Origin of the sequence: Pseudomonas entomophila, assembly GCF_023277925.1 — a bacterium.
Taxonomy (GTDB): domain Bacteria; phylum Pseudomonadota; class Gammaproteobacteria; order Pseudomonadales; family Pseudomonadaceae; genus Aquipseudomonas; species Aquipseudomonas entomophila_D.
Map to the genome: position 1 here is coordinate 1,624,596 of NZ_CP063832.1, position 23,069 is coordinate 1,647,664.

At 65.4% G+C, this 23,069-nt stretch carries 22 protein-coding genes; 14 read left to right on the top strand and 8 right to left on the bottom strand.

The genetic code is table 11. The annotated features are described in order from the left end of the window. Positions 1 to 164: 164 nt before the first annotated feature. From IM733_RS07095 to ptrR, 3 genes are all read right to left on the bottom strand, one after another. On the bottom strand, positions 165 to 908 hold the full coding sequence (locus IM733_RS07095) for a phytanoyl-CoA dioxygenase family protein (protein ID WP_248920191.1): 744 nt from the start codon (positions 906 to 908) through the stop codon (positions 165 to 167). Positions 909 to 1,000: 92 nt separating this feature from the next. After that, on the bottom strand, positions 1,001 to 1,444 hold the full coding sequence (locus tag IM733_RS07100; RefSeq protein WP_248920192.1) for a carboxypeptidase regulatory-like domain-containing protein: 444 nt from the start codon (positions 1,442 to 1,444) through the stop codon (positions 1,001 to 1,003). A 109-nt stretch (positions 1,445 to 1,553) separates the two neighbouring features. Next, complete coding sequence (gene ptrR / locus IM733_RS07105; RefSeq protein ID WP_248920193.1) at positions 1,554 to 2,426, bottom strand: putrescine utilization regulator PtrR; 873 nt, start codon at positions 2,424 to 2,426, stop codon at positions 1,554 to 1,556. A 105-nt stretch (positions 2,427 to 2,531) separates the two neighbouring features. On the opposite strand from ptrR, the gene IM733_RS07110 reads away from it, so the two are divergent. Then, complete coding sequence (locus IM733_RS07110) at positions 2,532 to 3,917, top strand: aldehyde dehydrogenase family protein (protein WP_248920194.1); 1,386 nt, start codon at positions 2,532 to 2,534, stop codon at positions 3,915 to 3,917. Positions 3,918 to 3,956: 39 nt separating this feature from the next. On the opposite strand, the gene IM733_RS07115 is transcribed toward IM733_RS07110, so the two are convergent. Continuing rightward, entirely contained in the window at positions 3,957 to 4,856 is a 900-nt protein-coding gene (locus IM733_RS07115) for a helix-turn-helix domain-containing protein (RefSeq protein WP_248920195.1), read from the bottom strand. A 150-nt stretch (positions 4,857 to 5,006) separates the two neighbouring features. On the opposite strand from IM733_RS07115, the gene IM733_RS07120 reads away from it, so the two are divergent. From IM733_RS07120 to IM733_RS07160, 9 genes are all read left to right on the top strand, one after another. Beyond that, positions 5,007 to 6,365 (top strand): glutamine synthetase family protein, encoded by a 1,359-nt coding sequence (locus IM733_RS07120; RefSeq protein ID WP_011534065.1) that lies wholly within the window; start codon positions 5,007 to 5,009, stop codon positions 6,363 to 6,365. Between the two features lie 174 nt (positions 6,366 to 6,539). After that, a complete protein-coding gene (locus IM733_RS07125) occupies positions 6,540 to 7,628 on the top strand; it encodes a polyamine ABC transporter substrate-binding protein (RefSeq protein ID WP_248920196.1) in 1,089 nt (362 codons plus the stop codon). A 13-nt stretch (positions 7,629 to 7,641) separates the two neighbouring features. Further along, positions 7,642 to 8,937 carry an NAD(P)/FAD-dependent oxidoreductase gene (locus IM733_RS07130; RefSeq protein WP_248920197.1) on the top strand — a complete coding sequence of 432 codons (1,296 nt, stop codon included), beginning with the start codon at positions 7,642 to 7,644 and terminating at the stop codon, positions 8,935 to 8,937. Positions 8,938 to 9,109: 172 nt separating this feature from the next. Next, positions 9,110 to 9,787 carry a DUF3313 domain-containing protein gene (locus IM733_RS07135; RefSeq protein WP_248920198.1) on the top strand — a complete coding sequence of 226 codons (678 nt, stop codon included), beginning with the start codon at positions 9,110 to 9,112 and terminating at the stop codon, positions 9,785 to 9,787. 262 nt (positions 9,788 to 10,049) lie between these two features. Further along, on the top strand, positions 10,050 to 10,643 hold the full coding sequence (locus IM733_RS07140) for a DUF1842 domain-containing protein (protein ID WP_248920199.1): 594 nt from the start codon (positions 10,050 to 10,052) through the stop codon (positions 10,641 to 10,643). 22 nt (positions 10,644 to 10,665) lie between these two features. After that, positions 10,666 to 11,115, top strand: coding sequence for a DUF1842 domain-containing protein (locus tag IM733_RS07145; RefSeq protein ID WP_248920200.1), 450 nt, complete (start codon positions 10,666 to 10,668; stop codon positions 11,113 to 11,115). A 154-nt stretch (positions 11,116 to 11,269) separates the two neighbouring features. Then, positions 11,270 to 12,187 carry an AEC family transporter gene (locus tag IM733_RS07150; RefSeq protein ID WP_248920201.1) on the top strand — a complete coding sequence of 306 codons (918 nt, stop codon included), beginning with the start codon at positions 11,270 to 11,272 and terminating at the stop codon, positions 12,185 to 12,187. A gap of 48 nt (positions 12,188 to 12,235) precedes the next feature. Then, complete coding sequence (locus IM733_RS07155) at positions 12,236 to 12,847, top strand: cell wall hydrolase (RefSeq protein ID WP_248920202.1); 612 nt, start codon at positions 12,236 to 12,238, stop codon at positions 12,845 to 12,847. A gap of 166 nt (positions 12,848 to 13,013) precedes the next feature. After that, positions 13,014 to 13,868, top strand: a complete 855-nt coding sequence (locus IM733_RS07160; RefSeq protein ID WP_248920203.1) for a CAP domain-containing protein — start codon at positions 13,014 to 13,016, stop codon at positions 13,866 to 13,868. A 102-nt stretch (positions 13,869 to 13,970) separates the two neighbouring features. Here IM733_RS07160 and IM733_RS07165 read toward each other — a convergent pair whose 3' ends face one another. Next, entirely contained in the window at positions 13,971 to 14,936 is a 966-nt protein-coding gene (locus tag IM733_RS07165) for a GlxA family transcriptional regulator (protein ID WP_248920204.1), read from the bottom strand. Between the two features lie 100 nt (positions 14,937 to 15,036). On the opposite strand from IM733_RS07165, the gene IM733_RS07170 reads away from it, so the two are divergent. Further along, positions 15,037 to 15,648, top strand: coding sequence for a LysE family translocator (locus IM733_RS07170; RefSeq protein ID WP_248920205.1), 612 nt, complete (start codon positions 15,037 to 15,039; stop codon positions 15,646 to 15,648). Here the strand turns inward: IM733_RS07170 and IM733_RS07175 are convergent, their stop codons facing one another. Next, positions 15,649 to 16,848, bottom strand: a complete 1,200-nt coding sequence (locus IM733_RS07175) for an MFS transporter (protein ID WP_248920206.1) — start codon at positions 16,846 to 16,848, stop codon at positions 15,649 to 15,651. Between the two features lie 156 nt (positions 16,849 to 17,004). Then, positions 17,005 to 17,904 carry a LysR family transcriptional regulator gene (locus IM733_RS07180; RefSeq protein WP_248920207.1) on the bottom strand — a complete coding sequence of 300 codons (900 nt, stop codon included), beginning with the start codon at positions 17,902 to 17,904 and terminating at the stop codon, positions 17,005 to 17,007. Positions 17,905 to 17,978: 74 nt separating this feature from the next. Here IM733_RS07180 and IM733_RS07185 point away from each other — a divergent pair, with 74 nt between their 5' ends. Next, positions 17,979 to 18,308 carry a cupin gene (locus IM733_RS07185; protein ID WP_248920208.1) on the top strand — a complete coding sequence of 110 codons (330 nt, stop codon included), beginning with the start codon at positions 17,979 to 17,981 and terminating at the stop codon, positions 18,306 to 18,308. On the opposite strand, the gene IM733_RS07190 is transcribed toward IM733_RS07185, so the two are convergent. After that, entirely contained in the window at positions 18,296 to 19,666 is a 1,371-nt protein-coding gene (locus tag IM733_RS07190; RefSeq protein ID WP_248920209.1) for an MATE family efflux transporter, read from the bottom strand. The two genes, IM733_RS07185 and IM733_RS07190, sit on opposite strands and share 13 nt — an antisense overlap. 103 nt (positions 19,667 to 19,769) lie before the next feature. On the opposite strand from IM733_RS07190, the gene IM733_RS07195 reads away from it, so the two are divergent. Both IM733_RS07195 and IM733_RS07200 read left to right on the top strand, forming a co-directional pair. Continuing rightward, positions 19,770 to 20,363 (top strand): TetR/AcrR family transcriptional regulator, encoded by a 594-nt coding sequence (locus IM733_RS07195; protein ID WP_248920210.1) that lies wholly within the window; start codon positions 19,770 to 19,772, stop codon positions 20,361 to 20,363. Between the two features lie 136 nt (positions 20,364 to 20,499). Beyond that, positions 20,500 to 22,896 (top strand): glucose/quinate/shikimate family membrane-bound PQQ-dependent dehydrogenase, encoded by a 2,397-nt coding sequence (locus tag IM733_RS07200; protein WP_248920211.1) that lies wholly within the window; start codon positions 20,500 to 20,502, stop codon positions 22,894 to 22,896. The last annotated feature ends 173 nt before the right edge of the window (positions 22,897 to 23,069 follow it).

Here is a 23,069-nt window from a genome sequence, read left to right on the forward strand (position 1 = left end):
GGCCTGTGGCAAGCGGGGGCTTCAGCCCCTCGTTGTGCACGTGCGACCCGACACGCCCCCACCGGGTCACAAGTGGTAATAATTTTTCGATTATTGTCTGAATAATCTCAAAGTTGAAGTGTTTTGCCACTATTGATGAAAGACAGTCCGTCCCATTCGCAGGTTCAATCGTATTCCGACTCCACATGCTCGCCCAGCAACCTGCGTTGTCTTGGCGTAGCCGCCGCCAGCACTTCGGGGTTGAAGTGCCAGTTGAGGTAAGGGGAAAACTTCTGCGCCACCATCCGCCGGCCATAGTGCACCTGGAGCATGTCGCGAATTTGCCCGTTGCTGCGGTTGGCGCCACCGGCATGCCAGCAATCGCTGCGAAAGACCAGCGCGTCACCGGCCTTGCAGAGGATGGGCACGGCACCCTGCCCCTGCCAGGTGTCTTCACCCGACCTGGGCGCACGGCCCGCATGATGACTGCCAGGCACGACCCAGGTCGGCCCCAGTGTCAGGTCGATATCACAGAGATAGAGTTGCGCGGTGAGTATCTGCATGGGCTGGGTGAACCGTTGCAGGCTGCTCAGCCACTCGGGCAACTCCATGGGCAGGTGATCCAGGTGCAACCCCAGGCCAGGGTAGCCGGGGTGGCTGCGCCATGCCGTCTGGCCAATCACGTGGCAATCGGCGCCCAGCGCGGCTTCAGCCAGCTCTATCAACGGTGGCAGGTCGAGAAACGGCAACCACAACGGATCGCGGTTGAAGACGCACTTGTAGTGTTCCAGCAGCCCTTGGTAGTCCCAGTGGAACGGTTGTAGGTCGTCGATGGCACAGCGCAGCAATGCGATTTGCAGCGGCGCCAGCACACCGGGAATCACGGTGTACCCCTCGCACAGCGCCTGCAAACACGATTCAGTACTCATGCTACCCCCCTTGTAGGGGCCGACTTGCCGGCGAACCACCCCCCAAGCCAACCCAAAGAGAACATTTGTACTCCTGTCAAATCAACGCCAAATCAATGCCAATTCAGGTCTACCCTGGCAGGCGTCTTGCCATCCACCGCCACCAGTTGCTGCAAGGTCTGGCCATCAGCTGTGCCCGTTACCCGGTAGTGTCCCGGTGGCAATTGCACGAAGATCAGCGGGCCAACATCCTGCAAGGTCAATACCGGCTGCCCCTGGGCCGACTGGATATCCACCGTGGCACCGCTCTGGAACTGGCCATCGCGGCCGATGGAAAGGGTGATGTGCAAATCGTAACCTTGAGTACGACGCAGGGCGTTGGCTTCATCCTGGCCGATGCCACCCTGCAGGTAGCGGATGCCGTTCTGTTGCTGGGGTTGCAGCTGCACGCCTTGTGGGTCGATCGGGGCATTGAGGTCGGCGGCGGCCGCCAGGGTCCAGGGCATGGCCAGGGCCAGCATCAGTGCCGCGCACAGGCCGTAGTGATGGGTACGCATGGTGCATTCCTCCCTCTGGGGGATGGTCTACACAGTTTGGATAATTTCCAGGCGCCGTCGTTCGCACATCTGCGCGCCGTTAGTCCGTGCATCGCGGCTGAAGCCGCTCCTACAAGGCTGCGTCGCGACGCTCTTCAAGCAACTTGATGAACATGCTCAAGCTGCGCGATACCGTCCCACGCCGCCACACCAGCCAGGTCTTCAGGTAGCGAAAATCCTCCGCCATCGGCCAGGCGCTCACCGTGCTGCAACCCGGCATGTTGTCGAGCATGCTGCGCGGCATCATGGCAAGCCCTGCGCCGGCACTGACGCAGGCGAGCATGCCGTGGTAGGACTCCATCTCGTGGATCTTGCCCGGCACGGCCTGGTCATGAACGAACCAGCTTTCGAAATGATGGCGGTACGAGCAGTTGGCACGGAAGGCATAGATGCTCGCGCCGTTGACGTCGCGGGCGCGGGTCACCGGGGGGTGGTTGAGCGGCGCGATGACCATCATTTCCTCCTCGAACACCGGCATGCCCTCGAGGGTCGGGTGCAGCACCGGGCCATCGACGAAGGCGGCGACCAGCCGCCCGGACAACACCCCTTCGAGCATGGTCCCCGAGGGCCCGGTGGACAGATCCAGGTCGACCTTGGGGTAGCGCTGGTTGTAGGCCGCCAGCAGCGCCGGAATGCGTACCGCCGCCGTACTTTCCAACGAACCCAGGGCGAAGGTGCCCTGCGGATCCTCGCCGGCCACCGTCAGGCGCGCCTCGTGCACCAGGTCGAGGATGCGCCGGGTGTATTCCAGGAAGTTCCACCCGGCAGGCGACAGGCGCAGCCGGCTCTTCTCGCGGATGAACAGCTCGACCCCCAGGTCCTCTTCCAGCTGCTTGATGCGGGTGGTCAGGTTCGACGGCACCCGATGGATATGCTGTGCGGCAGCGCTGATGCTGCCGTGCTCGGCCACGGCCTTGAACATCTCGAGTTGCACCAGGTCCACAATCATTCTCCAAACGTGAATGTTTCGCTCAGTATTATTCAGTTTTCATTAAAACGCGCCACCTCTAGTCTGGGCCCACCCCTTTAGAACAATGAGCGTCCTGCCATGAGCGAGATCAGCAGCCTGACCCACGCCATCTCCGTCGACCCCTTCAGCGGCGAACAGATCGGTCACTACGCCTTCGACACCGACGCCGCACTGGAAGCGGCGCTGCAACGCGCCAAGGTGGGCTATGGCCAGTGGCGCAAGGTGTCGCTGGGTCAGCGCAGCGAATACCTGCTCGCCCTGGCGCAGGCCCTGCAAGCCAATGCCGAAGCCTTCGCCCAGATGATCGCCCGCGAGATCGGCAAGCCGATCACCCAGGCCCGTGGTGAAGTCAGCAAGTGTGTCGGCCTGTGCCAGTGGTACGCCGAGCACGGCCCGGCGATGCTCGCCCCCGAGCCGACCCAGATCGATAAAGCCCGCATCGAGTACCGCCCGCTCGGCCCGATCCTCGCCGTGATGCCATGGAACTTCCCGCTCTGGCAGGTGCTGCGTGGCGCCGTCCCGGCCCTGCTGGCCGGCAACACCTATGTACTCAAGCATGCCCCCAACGTGATGGGCAGCGCCTACCTGTTGGCCGACCTGTTCAAGCGCTCCGGCCTGCCTGAAGGCGTGTTCGAGGTGCTCAACGTCACCCCCGAAGGCGTCACCCGCGCCATCAACGACCCGCGCATCGCCGCCATCACTCTGACCGGCAGCGTGCGCGCCGGCATGGCCATAGGCGCCCAGGCGGGTGCTGCCTTGAAGAAGTGCGTGCTGGAGCTGGGGGGGGCCGACCCGTTCATCGTGCTGGCCGATGCCGACCTCGATGCTGCGGTCAAAGCGGCGGTGATCGGCCGCTACCAGAACACCGGCCAGGTCTGCGCCGCGGCCAAACGCCTGATCGTCGAAGAAAGCATCGTCGAGGCGTTCACCGAGAAGTTCGTCGAAGCCACCCGAGCGCTGACCGTCGGCAACCCGCTTAAGGACGCCACCTATATCGGCCCGATGGCCCGCTACGACCTGCGCGACGAGCTCGACGGCCAGGTCCAGGCCACGCTGGCCGAAGGCGCCACCTTGCTGCTGGGCGGGCACAAACTCGAAGGCGTGGGCAACTTCTACGCACCGACCGTGTTCGCCAATGTCACCCCTGAGATGACGGCGTTCAAGCAAGAGCTGTTCGGCCCGGTGGCAGCGATCATCAGCGCCCGTGACGCCGATCATGCGGTGGAACTGGCCAACGACAGCGAGTTCGGCCTGGCCTCGACCATCTACACCGCCGACTATGCCCTGGCCGAGCGCATGACCGAGGCGCTGGACACCGGTGGCGTGTTCATCAACGGCTACTGTGCCTCCGATCCCCGCGTGGCGTTCGGTGGCGTAAAGAAGAGCGGGTTCGGGCGCGAGCTGTCGCACTTTGGGGTGCGTGAGTTCACCAATGCGCAAACCGTGTGGCTGGATCGTAACTGAGGCCGCCATCGCGATGACCGGGCATCGAGCCAATCGCAGCTACTGCCCGCGCCCTCGCCTGAGGGTTTCACTCGGCAGCTCCCTGAACAACTGCCGGTAGCTGTCGGAGAACCGCCCCAAGTGCCAGAACGACCAGCGCATGGCCACCTCGGCCACGGTCGCATCGCCTGACAGCAGGTCGCGCCGTGCGCCATTGAGCCGGCGCAGCCGCAACCAAAGCGCCGGCGGCATGTCGGTAAAGCCCTTGAACGCCTGCTGCAACTGGCGAACCGACACATTGGCGACCTTGGCCAACGCCACCAGGTTGAGGGTTTCGTCAGGGCAGTCGGCGGCCCATTCGCTGACCCGGCGCATGATCGCCCGCGCTTCGTCACGCCGCCCCAGCGCCTCGCGCGGCAAACGTTGCCCGGCATTGTCGAGGATGAACAGGCAGTCCTCCAGCAACTGCTCGGCCAGCGCCCTACCCTCCAGCGGGCAATCGGCCTGGCCAAGGCGGGTGAGCGTAGCACTCAGCCAATTACCGAACAGGGCGTTCTGCTGGCAGGCCAGCGGCACCATGAACAACCCGCGCAGGCGCTCTACATCCAGGCCATGGTTGGCCAGGAACGGCTGATCGAACACCACCGCCACCTCCTGGTAGTTCTCGGGCGTGATCCAGATGTTGCGGCTGTCTTCATTGAGCAGGTAGAGGCTGTTTTCGCTGCGGTCGAAACAGAACGCCAGCGCGCCGCTGGGGGCGCGGAAGAACTGTTCGACCCGGGTATTGAGGCGCTCTTCGTACACCTCCACGCCCTCCAGCCCCAACCAGCGCAGCTGGCCATTGAAATGCCCCGGGGACATCTGCCGGTACTGCTGCTGCCAACCAGGGGTGGCGCGGGTTTGCTCGGTCACATCGGTGGTACGGAAGTCCTGGACTTGCAAGGCGTTTGGCGTTGTCACGCACTGTCCTATTGCACTCTTTTGGTGCATTCAACGGCGAAGAAAGTGGATAGATCGCCCTCGCGGGCTGCGCCCAAGATAGTCCCCAGCGTCACCCGTGGGAAGTGCCCACTGGCGAGCGACGCACAACAACCCAACCAAGAGGTCTGTATGAACGCCCCCTTCGATCAGCTGTCCACCTGGCTGAAAGAACACCGGATCACCGAAGTCGAATGCGTGATCAGCGACCTGACCGGCATCGCCCGCGGCAAGATCGCCCCGACCGCCAAGTTCCTCCACGAGCGCGGCATGCGCCTGCCCGAGAGCGTGCTGCTGCAGACCGTCACCGGCGACTACGTCGATGACGACATCTACTACAGCTTGCTCGACGCCGCCGACATCGACATGGTCTGCCGCCCCGACCCCACGGCGGTGTACCAGATCCCCTGGGCCATCGAACCGACCGCGATCGTCATCCACGACACCTTCGACAAGCAGGGCAACCCCATCGAGCTGTCGCCGCGCAACGTGCTGAAGAAGGTGCTCAAGCTGTATGCCGACAAAGGTTGGCAGCCGATCGTCGCGCCGGAAATGGAGTTCTACCTCACCCAGCGCTGCGAAGACCCGGACCTGCCGCTGCAAGTGCCGCTGGGCCGTTCGGGCCGTGCCGAAAGCGGTCGTCAGTCGTTCTCCATCGACGCTGCCAACGAATTCGACCCACTGTTCGAGGACGTCTACGACTGGTGCGAGATCCAGGGCCTGGACCTGGACACGCTGATCCACGAGGACGGCCCGGCGCAGATGGAGATCAACTTCCGCCACGGCGACGCCCTCGACCTGGCCGACCAGATCACCGTGTTCAAGCGCACCCTGCGCGAGGCGGCGCTCAAGCACAACGTCACCGCCACCTTCATGGCCAAGCCGATCACCGACGAGCCCGGCAGTGCCATGCACCTGCACCAGAGCGTGGTCGACATCGCCACCGGCAAGCCGATCTTCGCCAACGACGACGGCAGCATGAGCGAGCTGTTCCTGCATCACATCGGCGGCCTGCAGAAGTACATCCCCAAGCTGCTGCCGATGTTCGCGCCCAACGTCAACTCGTTCCGCCGTTTCCTGCCCGACACCTCAGCGCCGGTGAATGTCGAGTGGGGTGAGGAAAACCGCACCGCCGGCCTGCGCGTACCCACCTCCAGCCCCGAGGCGATGCGGGTGGAGAACCGCTTGCCCGGCGCCGACGCCAACCCGTACCTGGCGATCGCCGCGAGCCTGCTGTGCGGCTACATCGGCATGGTCGAGAAGATCGAGCCGAGCGCGCCGGTGCAGGGGCGTGCCTATGAGCGGCGCAACCTGCGCCTGCCGATCACCATCGAGGACGCGCTGCAGCACATGGAGGATTGCGAGGTGGTGCGCGAGTACCTGGGGCAGCAGTTCGTCCAGGGTTACGTCGCGGTCAAGCGCGCCGAGCACGAGAACTTCAAGCGGGTGATCAGCTCGTGGGAGCGGGAGTTTCTGCTGCTGAGCGTGTGATCCCTGATTGATTTGAACGACCGCTGCAGGAGCGGCTTCAGCCGCGATCACCCGCGAAGCGGGTGCCAGCACCGCGTTGCCTGCATCGCGGCTGAAGCCGCTCCTGCAACGAACGCCGCCACACCGATCCATCGTTAATACCACGACCAAGAAAAAGACCAACGAGGTGTCGACATGCGTCATCCGAAAACCCTGATCCCCGCAACCTTTGCTCTGCTGTTCTGTGCCGCCGCGCACGCCCAGCCGACGGTGAGCGTGTACAACTGGACCGACTACATCGGTGACACCACGCTGGCCGACTTCCAGGCCAGTAGCGGGATCAAGGTGGTCTATGACGTGTTCGACTCCAACGAGACCCTCGAAGGCAAACTGCTGGCCGGGCGCACCGGCTATGACGTGGTGGTGCCTTCGAACCATTTCCTCGCCCGCCAGGCCCAGGCCGGCGCGTTCCTGGCGCTGGACCGCAGCAAACTGCCGAACTGGCGGCACCTGGACCCGAAACTGCTCAAGCAGCTCGAGCAGAACGACCCGGGCAACCAGTACGCCGTGCCGTACCTGTGGGGTACCAACGGCATCGGCTACAACGTCGACAAGGTCAAGGCAGTGCTGGGTATCGAGAAGATCGATTCCTGGGCGGTGCTGTTCGAGCCTGAGAACCTCAAGAAGCTCAAGCAATGCGGCGTGGCGTTCATGGACTCGCCTGACGAACTGTACCCGGCCATGCTCAACTACCTGGGCATGAACCCACGCAGCGAGAAGGCCGACGACTACAGGCAAGCCGAGGCCCGCTTCCTCGAACTGCGCCCCTACATCACCTACTTCCACTCCTCCAAGTACGTCTCCGACCTGGCCAATGGCGACGTCTGCATCGCCTTCGGCTACTCCGGTGACGTGCTGCAGGCCGCGCACCGCGCCGAAGAGGCCGGCAATGGCGTCAAGGTCGCCTACAGCATCCCCAAGGAAGGCAGCAACCTGTGGTTCGACCTGCTGGCCATCCCCAAGGACGCCAAGAACCCCGAGCAAGCCCTGGCCTTCATCAACTACCTGCTCGACCCCAAGGTGATCGCCAAGGTCAGCAAGGCTGTCGGCTATGCCAACGCCAACCCGGACGCCCAGGCCGACATGGACCCGGCGCTGGTGAACAACCCCGAGATCTACCCACCACAGGAAGTGCTGGACAAACTGTATGTCTCGACCATGCAAAGCCCCGGGATCCTGCGGCAGATGACCCGCTCCTGGAGCAAGATCAAGTCCAACCGCTGAGCCGAGCACACCCATGCCACAGATGACAGAACACACCGCCTCCTACTACGCCGCGAGCGCGCGACGGAGCACCCTCTATCCCGTGCTCGACCAGGACCTGCAAGCCGACGTGTGCGTGGTCGGCGGCGGCCTGACCGGCGTCAATGCCGCCCTGGAACTGGCCGAGCGCGGCCTGTCGGTAATCCTGCTGGAGGCCCGGCGCATCGGCTGGGGCGCCAGCGGGCGTAACGGTGGCCAGCTGATCCGAGGGATCGGCCATGACGTAACAGGTTTTGCCCGGCATGTCGGCCAGGATGGCGTGCGCTACCTGAAGCAGGCGGGTATCGACTCAGTGGCCTTGGTCGCCCGGCGCATCGAACAATACGGCATCGACTGCGACCTGCGCTGGGGCTTCTGCGAACTGGCCAATACCCCGGCGCAGTTCGCCGCCTTCGAGGAGGAACAGCGTGACCTGGCCGAGCTCGGCTATCGCCACGAGACGCGCCTGGTCGAACCCGGGCGCATGCATGAGATCGTCGCCAGTGACCTGTACGCCGGCGGCCTGGTGGACATGGGCTCCGGGCACCTGCACCCGCTCGACCTGGTCCAGGGCGAAGCCCGTGCGGCCCATGGCCTGGGTGTGCGGATCTTCGAGCAAAGCCCGGTGCTGCGCATCGAGCACGGCAGCACCGTGACCTTGCACACCGCACGGGGCAAGGTCCGTGCCCGGAGCCTGGTGCTGGGCTGCAACGCTCATCTGGATGAGCTGGAACCGCGCCTGAGCGGCAAGGTGCTGCCCGCGGGCAGCTACGTGGTGGCCACCGAGCGGCTGCCTGAGCCGCTCGCCCGCAGCCTGATCCCACAGCATATGGCGCTGTGCGACCAGAAGGTCGGCCTGGACTATTACCGCCTGACCGCCGACAACCGCCTGCTGTTCGGTGGCGCCTGCCACTACTCCGGGCGCGACCCGAAGGATATCGGCGCCTACATGCGGCCCAAGGTGCTCAGGGTATTCCCGCAACTGGCCGACGTGCGCCTGGACTACCAGTGGGGCGGCATGATCGGCATCACCGCCAACCGCTTCCCCCAAGTCGGCCGCCTGGGCCAGCACCCCAACGTCTACTATGCCCAGGGCTACTCCGGGCATGGCCTGAACGTCACCCACTGGACCGCGAAACTGCTGGCCGAGGCTATCGCCACCGAGCACAGTTACGGGTTCGATGTGTTCAGCGCCGTGCCGCACCTGACCTTCCCCGGCGGCAAGGCCCTGCGCTCGCCGTTGCTGGCCCTGGGGATGCTTTGGTACCGGCTGCGCGAGGCGTTAGGCTGAAGCGCGCAAGCCCCTGTAGGAGCCAGCCTTGCTGGCGAACAGCCCCAACGCCGGTCTAGAGGCCCGCTTGCGCCGGGTTCGCCTGCAACGGTTGTGCGAGCAAAGGGCGCTGGCCATCCGCCAAGCACCTGCTAGCGTTGTTCTGGCCATCCCCCTCACGGAACCCGCCATCATGATGCACCTGCCTCGCACCACCCTGTTGTGCGCCGCCCTGCTGGCCCTGGTCGCCTGTTCCAGCAACCGAGTCGACCCCAAGGACTATTCCGGCTTTCTCAAGGACTACAGCCGCCTCAAGCCCGCTGAAAGTATTTCAGGCGCACCGGTGATGCGTTGGGTCGACCCAGACATCAAGGCCAGCCAGTACACCAAGGTGTTCATCGAGCCGAGCCAGTTCTATCCCAAGCCGCAGCCAACCAACGTGATCTCCGCGCAGACCCTGCAGGAGATCACCCGCTACTTCAACGACGCCATGCGCCGGGAACTGGGCAGCGTGCTCACCCTGGTCAAGGAGCCCGGCCCGAACACCATCGTGGTGCGCCCGGCGATCACCGCAGTGTCCACCAGCACCGAGGGCCTCAAGCCCTACGAAGTGATCCCCATCGCCCTGGTGGCCGCGGCGGTCAACACCGCCGCCGGTGGCCGCGACCAGGACGTCGACATCGCCGTTGAGGCCGCCTTCCTCGACGGTGCCAACCAGAAGGTGCTGGCCCAGGTGGTGCGCAAGGGCAGCGGTAAAGAGCTGGAGAACGACACCACGCAATTGACCCTGAACGACGTCAAGCCGGTGCTCGATGGCTGGGCCAGCGATATGCGCCGCAGCTTCGTGGCCATGCGCGACAAAAAGCGCTGAGCCACTCGTCGGAGATAATGCAAAAAAGCCATCACCGCCTGCCGGGCCTGCTTAACTCAAGCGGGCTGCCAGGCAGGCGGCCCGTATACCACGGATGGGTTGCCCAAGTTGGCTGCCAACAGCCTCTCGCACCCGTCGGCCCGTTCTCATGACGTAGCCCGACGGCCTTTCGAGCGCAAGCCAGCTCGAACGCTCTCCCCTCCTACCGCCTGCGCCAGCTGACATAACCGTTCTTCACTCATTGAATGCAATGGAGGCAATCATGTCTGAATCGCTGCTCGCACCGTCGGAAGGCCTCTTCCCGGTGTCCTACCTGATCGGCACCAACGCGCCAGGCGCCCCGCGCCTGCAGCTGGACCTGCTGGTCTACACGCCAGACCGGAGCGTCAACGGTCACGCGACGATCACCCAGGCCACCAACCCACCGTTGGACCTGAGCCTGGATGTCTGGGGCACCTACAGCTACCTCACCGTGCAGCCGCCAAGCGAAGGCAAGATCCTGCTGACGGTGCGCGGCAACCACGGTGGTCCGCATGCTAACTCGCCGGAGCAGTTCGAACTGCAGGCATTGCTCGACCAAGATTGGCAGAAAGGTACGGCCAACTACCGCTATTACAACGGCCAGCGCTGGATCGAGGTGGACAATGTACCGGTCGTGCTTGATCCGAAGCGTGTCCAGACGCTAGCGAATGTCGACCTGTCGACCGAACTGCACACCGCCACCCTGGAGGCTGTTATCGCCACCGGTGACGTGGCCCAGCTCAAGCAACTCGCCAGCGGCGCCGTGGGCAAGGCTCTGGACCAAGCCCTCGCCTCGACCAAGAGCCCGGCCTCCAAGGCCGCCAAGAAAGCCTGAGCAGACAACAAGGAGAATCAGCATGACCATCGGACTGTTCCATACCCGCCTGAACGTCAGCAACGGCTCGCTCGGCGCGCCGAACCTGACTCTCGACCTGATTGTGAACACCGTGTCGAAGAAGGTCACCGGCAAGGCCACCGTCATACAGACCACCCATCCGGTACAGGTCTTCCATGCCAACGTATGGGGCAAGTACAGTGAACTGCTGTTCGCACCGCCCAGCAGCCACTCGATCATCCTGCACCTGGACGGTAGCCCTAGCGGCCCGCTCAGCCAGATCGCCCAGACCTTCCACCTGCAAGGCCTGCTCGATACCGGCTGGAACAACGGCACCGCCAGCTACCGCTACTTCACCAACGGTCACTGGGTCAACCAGCACGGCCGCGTGCGCAAGGCGCCGGAGATCGTCCACCAGCACCAGCCGGCAGAACGCCTGAAAGCGGCCATCCGCCACCTCGAAAGCGTCTGATTCACGTCATGTGACTGTGCGGGAGCCGGCGTGCCGGCTCCCTCATCGTTTGGCACCATGCAGTTATCCTCATCACTCCCTGCAGAAAACAACGTTTTTTCCAACGCACACTCCCCGCTAGGCTGTGTCCGTAACCGACCACGGACCCACGCCCATGCTTGCGCTGCTGCTGACCACCCTCGTGCCGATCATCCTGCTCATTGCCCTGGGAACCTGGCTGCGGGTACGCGGCTTTCTCGCCGAAAGTTTCTGGCCCGGCGCCGAGCGCCTGAGCTATTACGTGCTGCTACCGTCGCTGTTCCTCCACGGCCTGACCACCGCCAACCTCGATGGCGTGCCGGTGCTGGGCATGGTCGGCGTACTGATGCTCTCCACCCTGCTCGTAGCCCTGCTGCTGGTGCTCTACCAGGGGGCGGCGAGCCACGATGGCGCCGATTTCACCTCGGTGTTCCAAGGCGGCGTGCGCTTCAACAACTACATCGGCGCCACCCTGGCCGCCGGCCTCTACGGCAGCGCCGGGATTGCCCTGGCGGCGGTGGCCAACGCCGCCATCGTGCCCCTGGTCAACCTGCTTTGCGTGCTGGTGTTCGCTCGTTTCAGTGCCCGCCACAGTTCACCGGCCACGGTGCTCCGGGCGATCTTCGCCAACCCGCTGATCGTCGGCTGCGCCGGTGGCCTGTTGCTGCGGGTCAGCGGCCTGGGCCTGCCCGCAGGGCTGGAACCCACGGTGAAAGCGCTCGGCCAGGCTGCCTTGCCCCTTGGACTGTTGTGCGTGGGCGCGGCGCTGGGCGGTGCGCGCCTGGGCCAGCAGGCCAAACCGCTGCTGGCCGCGTCGCTGTTCAAGTTCCTGGTGATGCCCATGACCGCCTGGGGCCTGTGCCGGCTGTTCGGGCTGGGCGGCCAGGCCGCGGTGGTGGCAGTGCTGTTCCAGGCGCTGCCAACCGCCTCGTCGTCCTATGTGATGGCCCGGCAAATGGGCGGCAACGCGCCCCTGATGGCGACCATCATCGCCCTGCAGACCGTGGCAGCCGCCGTGACCCTGCCCCTGGTGCTGAGCCTGACGCTGAATTGAACACGCACGGCTAGACTCACAGGCAACCCACCCTGCGAGACCTCGACCATGCGCCCACTCTGGATGTGCCTCGGCTTGCTCCAGGCCCTGCTCGCAGGCTCTCTCGGCGCGGCCGACAACCAGAAGGCCGCCGTGGCCGAGGACAAGGCGCACAAACTCGAGGAAAAAGTCGTCGAGGACGCGCCGCCCCCCAAGCAGCAGGAAAAACTCAGCCCGGGCGAGGTACAGGCGGTCGACCCGGCCGGGCAGGCCCCCATGGACGACAGCATCACCTGCCTGGCCCGCACCCTCTACTGGGAAGCGAAAGGTACCGACGCCCAGGACATGAGCGCCGTGGCCAGCGTGGTGCTCAACCGCCTGGGCCACGATGGCTTCCCCGATAGCATCTGCGCAGTGGTCAAGCAGGGTGTGGAAAGCAAGAGCTGCCAGTTCTCCTGGTGGTGTGACGGGCGTCCCGACCAGGTGGAGGAAGAGGAACGCTATGCAGTGGCCAAGGAAATTGCACGCAAGGCCCTCAACCAGCAGCTCAAGGACTCCACCGATGGTGCGCTGTACTTCCACGACCGCAGTGTGAGCCCCGACTGGGCCAAGACCTACCGCAAGACCGCCGAGACCACCCATTTCCTGTTCTACAAGCCGAATCAGGCGCTGGCCAGATAGGCCGGACATGCGAATACTTATCAAGTGACCGCACTTTTGCCATCATCGACGGTCTATTGCCCCTTTGCCGCACTGCACAGGGCCGGGTCAAAACCCGTGCGCTTGTGTAGGATGAGCAGCGCGGACCGGCTTGCACCCCGGCGCTGCCAGTCATAGGGAGATCCACATGCGCGTCCTGTCATCCGTTGCCTGCCTCTTCGGCCTGTCGCTGCTGGCCTCGACCAGTGCCCTGGCCTTTACCGGCGAGGAAGCGCAACTGATCGATACGATCAATGTCTATCGCAGCCAGGCCCAGCGCTGCGGTGGCGAAGCCTCACTGGAACTGCCGCCGCTTAACAGCGACACCCGCCTGGCACTGTCGCCGGAGGGCACCCGCGACCTGCAACAGGCCATGAGCCGCGCCGCCTACCCCATGGTCAACGTCCAGGCCATCAGCCTTAGCGGCCCGCGCGATGCCCAGGCGGCGATGAGGGCCATCGAGGAAAGCTTCTGCCAGGTCGTGCTCGACCCACAGTTCGTCGATATCGGTGTCAGCCAGGAAGGGCGCGACTGGCGCATCGTCCTGGCCCGGCCGCTGCTCAGCGGCCGCCTGGGCGACTGGCAGGCCGAGGGGCAGAAGCTGTTGCAGGCGATCAACGCCGCGCGCAACGTGCCACGCCAGTGCGGCGGCCAGCCCTTCCCCGCCGCCCCGGCGCTGGCCTGGAACAACACGCTGGCGGGTGTGGCCGCCAACCACACGCGCAGCATGGCCAACCAGAACTACTTCGACCATATCGACCGTGATGGCCGCACTCCCGGTGATCGCGCCGAGCTGGCCGGCTACCTGTACCGGCAGATCGGCGAGAACATCGCCGCCGGGCGCGACACTGCGGGCAAGGTGGTCGATGGCTGGCTGGCCAGCCCCGGGCATTGCGCGACGCTGATGAACCCGGATTACCGCGAGTTGGGGGCAGCGTATGCGATCGACCCGAAGAGTGATGCCGGGATCTACTGGACGGGGTTGTTCGGTACTCCGCAGTAGGTGTTACCCTTTTCGCCAGCAAAGCTGGCGCCTACAACAAACAGACCGCCTGCAACCCATAGCAGCCAGCCTTGCTGGCGAACGCAAGGCACAGCCTTGCCTCTATCGCTCCCTGCGCAACGCCAACGCCGTGCAACCGAACCGCCGCTTCACCCACTTGCCCAGGTAACTGGCATCCCCCATCCCCACCTCGTCGGCGATTTGCGCCAGGCTGTGGCTCGAGTTGAGCAACCGCCACCGCGCCTGCTGCAAGCGCATTTCCTGCCACCAGGCCTTGGCACTCATGCCGTGACTGGCCTGGAACTGCCGGTCGAGCTGACGCCGGCTGATGCCCAGCTCTGCCGCGAGCTGTTCGATGGACAGCCGCGCCGCCAGGTGATGGCGCATCAATGCCAGGGCACGCTGCACCTGGCGCCCCTGCCCCGGCCCTGCCTCCAGTGAACGCAGGGCGTGGCGGCTGTCACGGCTTTCGTCCACCAGCATGTCCGCCAACCCCTTGAGTGCCCTGGCCCGGCCACAGGCGCGCGCGATCAGTTCCACCGCCAGGTCGATGGCCGCAGTGCCGCCCGCGCAGGTAATGCGAGGGCCGTCGAAGCAGTACAACTGCTCGGTCAGTACCTGTACATGTGGGAAGCTGGCCCGGAACTCGGCCTCGTGGCGCCAGTGCACCACTACCTTGTATCCATCCAGCAAACCGCAAGCTGCCAGCAGGAAGGCGGCATTGTCGACGCCGACCAGCTTCACCCCGGCCTTCACCGCACGCCTGAGCAAGGCCCGATACGCAGGGGCCAGCACCGCCGTTGCGCAGGCGTTGCGCCCGCCGAACACCACCAGGTAGTCGAACTCGCGCCACTCGACCTGTTCCGGCGTCACCTCCACCTGCAGCACCGCGCCGCTGCTCGACGGTACCGGCTGCCCGTCCAGCCCCAGTACGCGCCAGTGGCAGTAGCGCTGGCGGCTGTAGTCTTCGTCATCGGCGGAAAAACGCAGCTTGTCGAGAAAGGCGCCCAGGGGCAGCAGGGCGAACTCAGGCAAAGGCAAGATCAGCAGGCGCAAGTCGGGGGTCATGCAGAGCGTCCAGATATCACCATGAAATGACCAGATCATACGCTGTGTCGGCAGCGACCTGTTTCATACTGGCGCCCTGAAAACCCCCAAGGCACCTCTCATGGCACTCGATACCTGGCTCATCTACCTGCTTGCCTGCATCGGCCTGTCGTTGACTCCAGGCCCCAACAGCTTGCTGGCGCTCACCCATGGCGCGCTCTATGGCGCCAGGCGCACGCTGTTCACGATCATTGGCGGCGGCGTGGGCTTCACGGCCCTGATCGCCCTCACCCTGTTTGGCCTGAGCGCGCTGTTGCTGGCCTCGGCGTCGTTGTTGAGCGTGATGAAGTGGGTGGGCGGCGCCTACCTGGTATGGCTGGGCATTCAGCTATGGCGCACGCCGGCGTTGCATCTGCAACCACTTGAAGCCAAGGCGAGCCTGAGCAATGCCGGCCTGTTCCGCCAGGGCCTGCTCTCGGCCGTGGCCAACCCGAAGGTCCTGCTGTTCTATGGTGCCTTCCTGCCCCAGTTCATCGACCCGAACCGGGGGTTGACGATGCAGTTCGTGGTGCTGGCGGCGACCTTCGCCTGCGTGGAATGCCTGGTCGAATGGCTGCTGGCACGCCTGGCGTTTCGCATCCGCCCCTGGCTGGCCAAGGGCGGCAGGGGCTTCAACCGTTGCTGTGGCAGTCTGTTCGCGCTGATCGGCATGGCGCTGCCTTTGGGGCGCTGATCAGCCTTTGCGCGAAACCATCAGGAATGCCAGCAGCGCCAAGGCAGGCAACGTGGCGCCCGCCAGTGCCACGCCGCTCCAGCCGAACTGCGCGTAGACAGCGCTGGCCACCGCCGAACCCACGGCACCGCCCAGGAAAATGCTGGTCATGTACAGCGCGTTGAGCCGGCCACGGCTGGCCGGATCGAGTGCGTACACCTCACGTTGGCCGATCACCATGTTCATCTGCACCGCGAAGTCCAGCAACACGCCCGTCAGCCCCAGGCCGATCACACTCATGCCAGGCGCGCTCAGGCCGATCAGAAGCGCCACGGGTGCCAGGCCCATCGCCAGCAGCGAGCCGCGCCGGGCGTGTCCCGCGTCGGCCAGGCGCCCGGCCATCGGCGCCGCCACGGCCCCCACCGCCCCCACCAGGGCGAACAGCGCGATCTGGCTCTGCGACAAGCCATGCTCGCCTGCCAGGGCCAGCGGCACCGCTGTCCAGTACAGGCTGAACGCCCCGAACATCAGCGCCTGGTACAGCGCGCGCTGGCGCAGCAGCGGGTAGCGACGCAGTAGAACGACCAGCGACACCATCAGCCCGGCGTAGCTGGCCTTGTGCTCGGGCATCCGGCGCGGCAGGGTCAGCGCCAGCAGCAGGATGATCGCCAGCATCACGCCTGCCGCACCGATGAACACCGCCCGCCAGCCGAAGTGGTCGGCCACCAGGCTCGACAGTGGCCGCGCCAGCAGGATACCCAGCAGCAGCCCACCCATGATGTTGCCCACCACCCGGCCGCGTTGCTGCTCAGGCGCCAGGTGGGCGGCCAGCGGGATGAGCATCTGCACCGCCACCGAACTGAAACCGATCAGCAAGGCATAACCGAGGAACAACTGCCCCTGCCCATGGCCGCTACTGCCCGCCAGCAGCAGGCTGACGGTGGCCAGCACCGCCGTGGCGATCATCAACCGGCGGTTTTCCAGCAGGTCGGCCAACGGCACCAGCAATAGCAGGCCCAGGGCATAGCCAAGCTGGGTCAGCGACACGATCAGGCTGGCCCGCTCGGTGGACAGCCCCAGGTCCGGGGCGATCAGGCTGACGATTGGCTGGGCGTAGTAAATGTTGGCGACGATGGCGCCGCAGCAGAACGCCAGCAGCGTGACCAACGCCCGGCTCAGGCCTGGAGCCGACGGCTGGGCGACAGCGAGGGAGGGATTCATAGGGGGTTGCCTCGGGAAACGACGGAAAGTGCGTGCATGGTGCCGTGCAACGCCTTTGCAGAGAATCCGGTGCCAGCGCAACGGGCCTTTGCGCTGGACGCAACGCTCTCGACGCAAGCGTTGCGCTCTACAAGGTTACCGCCAAGCACCATCTCCTCACCCCGCCAGCAGCGCCTCGCAGAAACCGACAAAAGCCATCACCCGCCTCGACCCCCGATGATTGGGCAGGTACAACGCATTGATGCTGGTACTGGCCGCCCCGGGGCTGGCCTGCCAATCGTTGAACAACCGCTGCAGCCGGCCAGCGGCGACATCCTCGCGCACCAGCCAGTCGGCGAGCAGGGCGACGCCGCTGCCGGCCATGGCCGCCTCGCGTAGCAGGTCGGCATTGGCACTGCGCAAGGGGCCGGCGACATCCAGCTCCAGCGCCTGCTCGCCGCGCTTCAAACGCCATGGCCTGGCCGACTGGCCATAGCGAAAACGCAGGCAGGCGCAGTCGGTCAACTGCCGGGGGTGCTCCAGGGGCGGGCGCTGCGCCAGGTAGGCCGGGCTGGCCACCAGCCAGCGCTCGAAGCGCCCCAGCGGGCGGCACACCAGTTCATCGCTGGGCGCCGGCTCCCCCAGGCGAATGGTCATGTCATAACGCCCATCGAGCAGGTCGTCGAAGCGGTCGCTGAGGTCGATGTCCAGCTCCATCCCTGGGTGGCGCGCCAGGAAGGCGCCCAGGTGCGGTGCGATCACCCGCCTGCCGAACTCCACTGGCAGGCACAGGCGCAGCACGCCGACCGGCTCCTCGCCCCGGTCGGCCACACGGGCATCGGCCTCGGCCAACGCCTCGAGGATGTCCCGCGCCCGCTGGTAGTAACCCGCGCCCGCCTCGGTCAGGCTGACCTGGCGCGTCGAACGGTTGAGCAAGGACGCGCCCAGTTCGTGCTCCAGCGCATCGACCAGGCGGGTCACCGAGGATGTCGCGACCCCAAGCTTGCGCGCGGCGGCGGAAAACCCCTGGGCCTCGACGGTGGCCATGAACACCTTGATCGCCAGCAGCTTGTCCATTGCGATTATTCCTGGGGCAAAACCCGGAACCTTCCTACAATCAGCGGCTGTAATCAACCACGCCAGAGGCCGCCATGCTCGCCAACCTCTTCACCGCCCTGCCCACCCCCGATCCACAGGCCGCCGAGCAATTCGACGACCTGCTGCGCCGCCCTGGCCTGCGTATCGAGCGCATCGTCTCCAGCGGCCAGGCCAGCCCAGCGGGCTTCTGGTACGACCAGGCCGAAGGCGAGTGGGTCGTGCTGCTCAGCGGCAGCGCAGGTTTGCGCCTGGAACACGAGCCCCAGGCACGCGTACTGCGCCCCGGCGATTACCTGGATATCCCGCCCCACTGCCGCCACCGGGTGGAATGGACCGAGGCCGGCGTGGCCACGGTATGGCTGGCGGTGTTCTACGGCGCCTGAAGCAGCGCCTGCTCTGCCGGCCGGGCCTGCAACCAGTAGAAGCGCCAGGGCAGCAGCAGTGCCGCCACGGCCAGGCCACAGGCAAAGCCGACCCACACGCCCACCGCCCCCAGTTCGGAATGGAACGCCAGCCAGTAACTCAACGGCAGTGCCAGCAGCCAGTAGCTGACCATGGTCACGCCCACCGGCCAGCGGTAATCCTGCAACCCACGCAACGCGCCCAACGCGGTGGACTGCAAGCCATCGGCCACCTGCATGGCGGCTACCACCACAAACATCGGCACGGCGATGGCGACGACCTGCGGGTCATCGCTCATGGCTTCGGCGATTCGGCGCCCGAATACGGCCAGCAGCACCGTGGCGATGACCATCCAGGCGGTCACGCTGATGAAGGTGGCGCTGCCGATGGCCCGCACCCTTGCCGGCTCGCCACGCCCCTGGGCCTGGCTGATGCGGATGCTCACCGCCGCGGCCATGCCCAGCGGCAGCATGTACAGCAGCGCGCCGATCGACTGCACCACCTGGTTGGCCGCCAACGCCGCATTGCCCAGCCAACCCAGCATCCAGGCGGCGATCACCACCGCACCAGCCTCGGCCAGGTAGCCCAGCCCCAACGGCCAGCCCTCGCCCAGCAGCGTCCGCCAATGCAGGGGTTGCCCACGAGGTGCCTGGCGGTAGCGCGCCAACGACGGTGCCAGCCGCCAGTACGCCAGGGCCAGCAGCACAGCCAGCGACTCGGCGATCACCCCGGCGATACCGGCGCCCACCAGCCCCAGCGCGGGCAGGCCGAAATGGCCATGGATCAGGCCGTAGCTCAACGGGATGTTGAACAGCACCGCGCTCATCACCAGCAGCACCGCCACCCAAGGGCGGCCGATGGCTTCCAGCACATCCTTGAACACCACCGCCAGGCAATACGGGATCAGGAACACCGCCATGGCTTGCCAGTAGGGGGTCAACAACGCCACGTCCGGCAACGGCACACCCAGCCACTGCAACACCGGCAGGCTGGCGAGCATTGCCAGGCAGCCGAGCACACCGACCAGCAGCCCATAGCCAAGGCCGGCGCGCAAGGTGCGCGCCACCGCGCCCGGATCGTCGGCACCAAAAGCAAGGCCGGCACGTACGCTAAGCGTGGCGAGCATCCCGTAGAGCCCAGCGTGAAAAATCAGGCCGGCGCTGGCGGTCAGCGACACACACGCCAGCACCAACGTACCGAGCGATGCAAGCAGCACGGTGTCGGTCAGGCTGATCAATTCGGCGGCCGACAGGCCCAATACCAGCGGCAAAGCCAGGCGCAACAGCCCCGGCAGCTCACCCAACCAGGCGCTCTGCGGGCGCAGGACAGAAGCAGTCACGGTGAAAACCTCCATTTGACATACGCAGCGTATGCTAATGCCATTTATTGACATACGCAACGTATGCTAATTTGCAGTCGCCACCTTACACTTGGAGAACCGTATGCCCGCCCCCCGTCGCAGCCGCGCCGCCATGAGCGCCGACACCACCGAGCGGCTGATCGCCGTGGCCCGCCGCCAGTTCAGTGAAAAAGGCTTTGCCGCCGTGGTCATGGACGACCTCTGCGCCGAGGCCGACCTCACTCGAGGCGCGCTGCATCACCACTTCGGCGGCAAGGCCGGGCTGTTCACCGCCGTGGTGCAAAGCCTGCTGGAGGACATCAATCGATTGCTGGACGAGCGCTTCGCCCTGCATGACGACCCGTGGGAGGGCTATATCGACACTTGCCTGTACTACTACGACCTGCTGCACGACCAAGCCTTGCGCCGCATCCTTCTGCAAGACGCCCCCGCGGTGCTGGGCACCCGTCTGCGCGAGCTTGAGGAAGCAAGCTACATCGGGCCCATGGCCCAGGGGCTGGTGGAGTTGCAGGAGGCCGGCAGGTTGCGGGCGTTCGACGCGGTGGCCATGGCCCATCTGATCAATGGCGCGATGGGCGACAGTGGCATGTGGGTGATCGCCCAACAGGATCCGCAGGCAGCCGCGGAGCGCGTGAAAACAGCGTTGCGCTGTTTGTTGGAGGGGTTGCAATGCTGAGGTCGAACGCCCTACGCCAAGGTGGACAACCCCGCCTGGAAACAGGCGGCAAGCGGCGCCAAATAAAATGTACTAACTTGTTAATTAGCTTGCTAAGGGCATACACTGCGCCGTATTCCACCTGCGAGATCCCTGCATGAAAGACACACCGCGCGCCTCAACCCTCATCCTGGTCGGCCTGGGCGTGGTCATCGCCCTGCTCGGCCTGTTACTGGCCGCCGGCGGCATGAAACTGGCCGGCCTGGGCGGCTCCTGGTACTTCCTCATCGGCGGCCTGGCCATGGCTATCGCCGGTGTGCTCATCGCCCGCCGCAAGCCGGTCGGTGCCTGGCTGTACGCCGTGTTCCTGACCGGCACCGCGCTCTGGGCGGTGAGCGACGCCGGCCTGGTGTTCTGGCCGCTGTTCTCACGCCTGTTCATGTTCGCCGCGATCGGCCTGGTGGTGGCGCTGGCCTACCCGCAACTGGTGCGGCGCAAGGCCCGTGGCGCCTATTATGTGGCCGGTGTGCTGGCCGTGCTGCTGGCCATCGCCGCGGGCAACCTGTTCGTCGCCCACCCCAGCGTCGCCCCCACCGGCAAGGGCCCGGGCCTGACCCCGGTCGAGGCCGGCCACCAGCAGAAAGACTGGGCCCACTACGGCAATACCGAGGGCGGCAGCCGCTTCGCCGCGCTGGACCAGATCAACCGCGGCAACGTCGACCAGCTCAAGGTGGCCTGGACCTACCACACCGGCGACGTGGCCATCAGCGATGGCAATGGCGCGGAAGACCAGCTGACCCCGCTGCAGGTCGGCGACAAGGTGTTCATCTGCACCCCGCACAACAACCTGATCGCCCTCGATGCCGATACCGGCAAGGAACTGTGGAAGAACGCGATCAACGCCCAGTCCAAGGTCTGGCAACGTTGCCGCGGCATGGCCTATTTCGACGCCAGCGCCCCCATCGCCCAGCCCACTCAACCGAACAGCTCGCCAATCACCACCGCCAGCGTACCGGCCGGCGCCAACTGCCAGCGTCGCCTACTGACCAACACCATCGACGGCCGCCTGATCGCCGTCGACGCCGACACCGGTGCGTTCTGCCAGGGCTTCGGCGATAACGGCCAGGTCGACCTCAAGGCGGGCCTGGGTGACGTGCCCGATGCTTACTACCAACTGTCTTCGGCGCCGCTGATGGCTGGCACCACCGTGGTGGTGGGCGGCCGTATCGCCGACAACGTGCAGACTGACATGCCCGGCGGCGTGATTCGTGGCTTTGATGTGATCACCGGCGCCATGCGCTGGGCCTTCGACCCCGGCAACCCGTTGGACCGCAATGCCCCGGCCAAAGGCAAGAGCTACGTGCGCAGCACCCCCAACAGCTGGGCACCGATGTCCTACGACCCGGCAATGAACACGCTGTTCCTGCCGATGGGCTCCTCCTCCACCGACATCTACGGGGTCGAACGCAGCCAGCTGGACCACAGGTACGGCGCCTCGGTGCTGGCCCTGGACGCCACCACCGGCAACGAAAAGTGGGTGTACCAGACGGTGCACAACGACCTGTGGGATTTCGACCTGCCGATGCAACCAAGCCTGGTCGACTTCACCCGAGACGACGGCCAGACCGTGCCTACCGTGGTGATCGGCACCAAGGCTGGGCAGATCTATGTACTCGACCGCGCCACCGGCAAGCCGCTGACCCAAGTCGATGAGGTGCCGGTCAAGCCCGGCAACATTCCCAACGAGCCGTATTCCCCGACCCAGCCGAAGTCCGTCGGCATGCCGCAAATCGGCGCACAGACACTAACCGAGTCGGACATGTGGGGCGCCACCCCCTATGACCAACTGCTGTGCCGCATCGACTTCAAGACGATGCGCTACGACGGCCTGTACACCGCGCCCGGCACCGACCTGTCGCTGAGCTTCCCAGGCTCGCTGGGTGGCATGAACTGGGGCAGCATTTCCACCGACCCGGTGCACGGTTTCATCTTCGTCAACGACATGCGCCTGGGCCTGTGGATCCAGATGCTCCCGTCGCAGAACCAGGGCTCGGCGGCCTCCGGTGGCGAGGCACTGAACACCGGTATGGGTGCGGTGCCGCTCAAGGGCACCCCTTACGCGGTGAACAAGAACCGCTTCCTGTCGGTGGCCGGCATCCCCTGCCAGGCCCCGCCGTTCGGTACCCTGACCGCCATCGACATGAACACCCGGCAGATCGCCTGGCAGGTGCCGGTTGGCACCGTCGAGGACACCGGCCCGCTGGGGATCCGTATGCACCTGCCGATCAAGATCGGCCTGCCGACGCTGGGTGGCACCCTGGCGACCCAAGGTGGCCTGGTGTTCATCGCCGGCACCCAGGACTTCTACTTGCGCGCCTACGACAGCGGCAATGGCAACGAGATCTGGAAGGCTCGCCTGCCGGTCGGCAGCCAGGGTGGCCCGATGACCTATGTGTCGCCCAAGTCCGGCAAGCAGTACGTGGTGGTCACCGCTGGCGGCGCGCGCCAATCGACCGACCGTGGCGACTATGTGATGGCCTACGCATTGCCATAGACCGCGTCGTCCCCGTTCGCCGGCAAAGCCCGTGTAGGTGGGGCTGCAGGTCAAGGCGACCTTCTGGCGCCCTGTAGCAGCCCGCCTTGGTGGCGAATTTCAGAACCGGGGCTGCCCCCGGTTCGCCAGCAAGGCTGGCTCCTACAGCGTTGCGCCAGCTTTTTGCTCTGCAT

What these genes read in the sequence shown, in the direction of transcription:
- IM733_RS07165 (WP_248920204.1), bottom strand. Translation starts at nt 14,936, where the DNA reads ATGACCCCCGACTTGCGCCTGCTGATCTTGCCTTTGCCTGAGTTCGCC.
- IM733_RS07135 (WP_248920198.1), top strand. Translation starts at nt 9,110, where the DNA reads ATGATGCACCTGCCTCGCACCACCCTGTTGTGCGCCGCCCTGCTGGCC.
- IM733_RS07200 (WP_248920211.1), top strand. Translation starts at nt 20,500, where the DNA reads ATGAAAGACACACCGCGCGCCTCAACCCTCATCCTGGTCGGCCTGGGC.
- IM733_RS07160 (WP_248920203.1), top strand. Translation starts at nt 13,014, where the DNA reads ATGCGCGTCCTGTCATCCGTTGCCTGCCTCTTCGGCCTGTCGCTGCTG.
- IM733_RS07150 (WP_248920201.1), top strand. Translation starts at nt 11,270, where the DNA reads ATGCTTGCGCTGCTGCTGACCACCCTCGTGCCGATCATCCTGCTCATT.
- IM733_RS07180 (WP_248920207.1), bottom strand. Translation starts at nt 17,904, where the DNA reads ATGGACAAGCTGCTGGCGATCAAGGTGTTCATGGCCACCGTCGAGGCC.
- IM733_RS07120 (WP_011534065.1), top strand. Translation starts at nt 5,007, where the DNA reads ATGAACGCCCCCTTCGATCAGCTGTCCACCTGGCTGAAAGAACACCGG.
- IM733_RS07155 (WP_248920202.1), top strand. Translation starts at nt 12,236, where the DNA reads ATGCGCCCACTCTGGATGTGCCTCGGCTTGCTCCAGGCCCTGCTCGCA.
- IM733_RS07175 (WP_248920206.1), bottom strand. Translation starts at nt 16,848, where the DNA reads ATGAATCCCTCCCTCGCTGTCGCCCAGCCGTCGGCTCCAGGCCTGAGC.
- IM733_RS07095 (WP_248920191.1), bottom strand. Translation starts at nt 908, where the DNA reads ATGAGTACTGAATCGTGTTTGCAGGCGCTGTGCGAGGGGTACACCGTG.
- IM733_RS07145 (WP_248920200.1), top strand. Translation starts at nt 10,666, where the DNA reads ATGACCATCGGACTGTTCCATACCCGCCTGAACGTCAGCAACGGCTCG.
- IM733_RS07140 (WP_248920199.1), top strand. Translation starts at nt 10,050, where the DNA reads ATGTCTGAATCGCTGCTCGCACCGTCGGAAGGCCTCTTCCCGGTGTCC.
- IM733_RS07125 (WP_248920196.1), top strand. Translation starts at nt 6,540, where the DNA reads ATGCGTCATCCGAAAACCCTGATCCCCGCAACCTTTGCTCTGCTGTTC.
- IM733_RS07185 (WP_248920208.1), top strand. Translation starts at nt 17,979, where the DNA reads ATGCTCGCCAACCTCTTCACCGCCCTGCCCACCCCCGATCCACAGGCC.
- IM733_RS07100 (WP_248920192.1), bottom strand. Translation starts at nt 1,444, where the DNA reads ATGCGTACCCATCACTACGGCCTGTGCGCGGCACTGATGCTGGCCCTG.
- IM733_RS07170 (WP_248920205.1), top strand. Translation starts at nt 15,037, where the DNA reads ATGGCACTCGATACCTGGCTCATCTACCTGCTTGCCTGCATCGGCCTG.
- IM733_RS07195 (WP_248920210.1), top strand. Translation starts at nt 19,770, where the DNA reads ATGCCCGCCCCCCGTCGCAGCCGCGCCGCCATGAGCGCCGACACCACC.
- IM733_RS07130 (WP_248920197.1), top strand. Translation starts at nt 7,642, where the DNA reads ATGCCACAGATGACAGAACACACCGCCTCCTACTACGCCGCGAGCGCG.
- IM733_RS07110 (WP_248920194.1), top strand. Translation starts at nt 2,532, where the DNA reads ATGAGCGAGATCAGCAGCCTGACCCACGCCATCTCCGTCGACCCCTTC.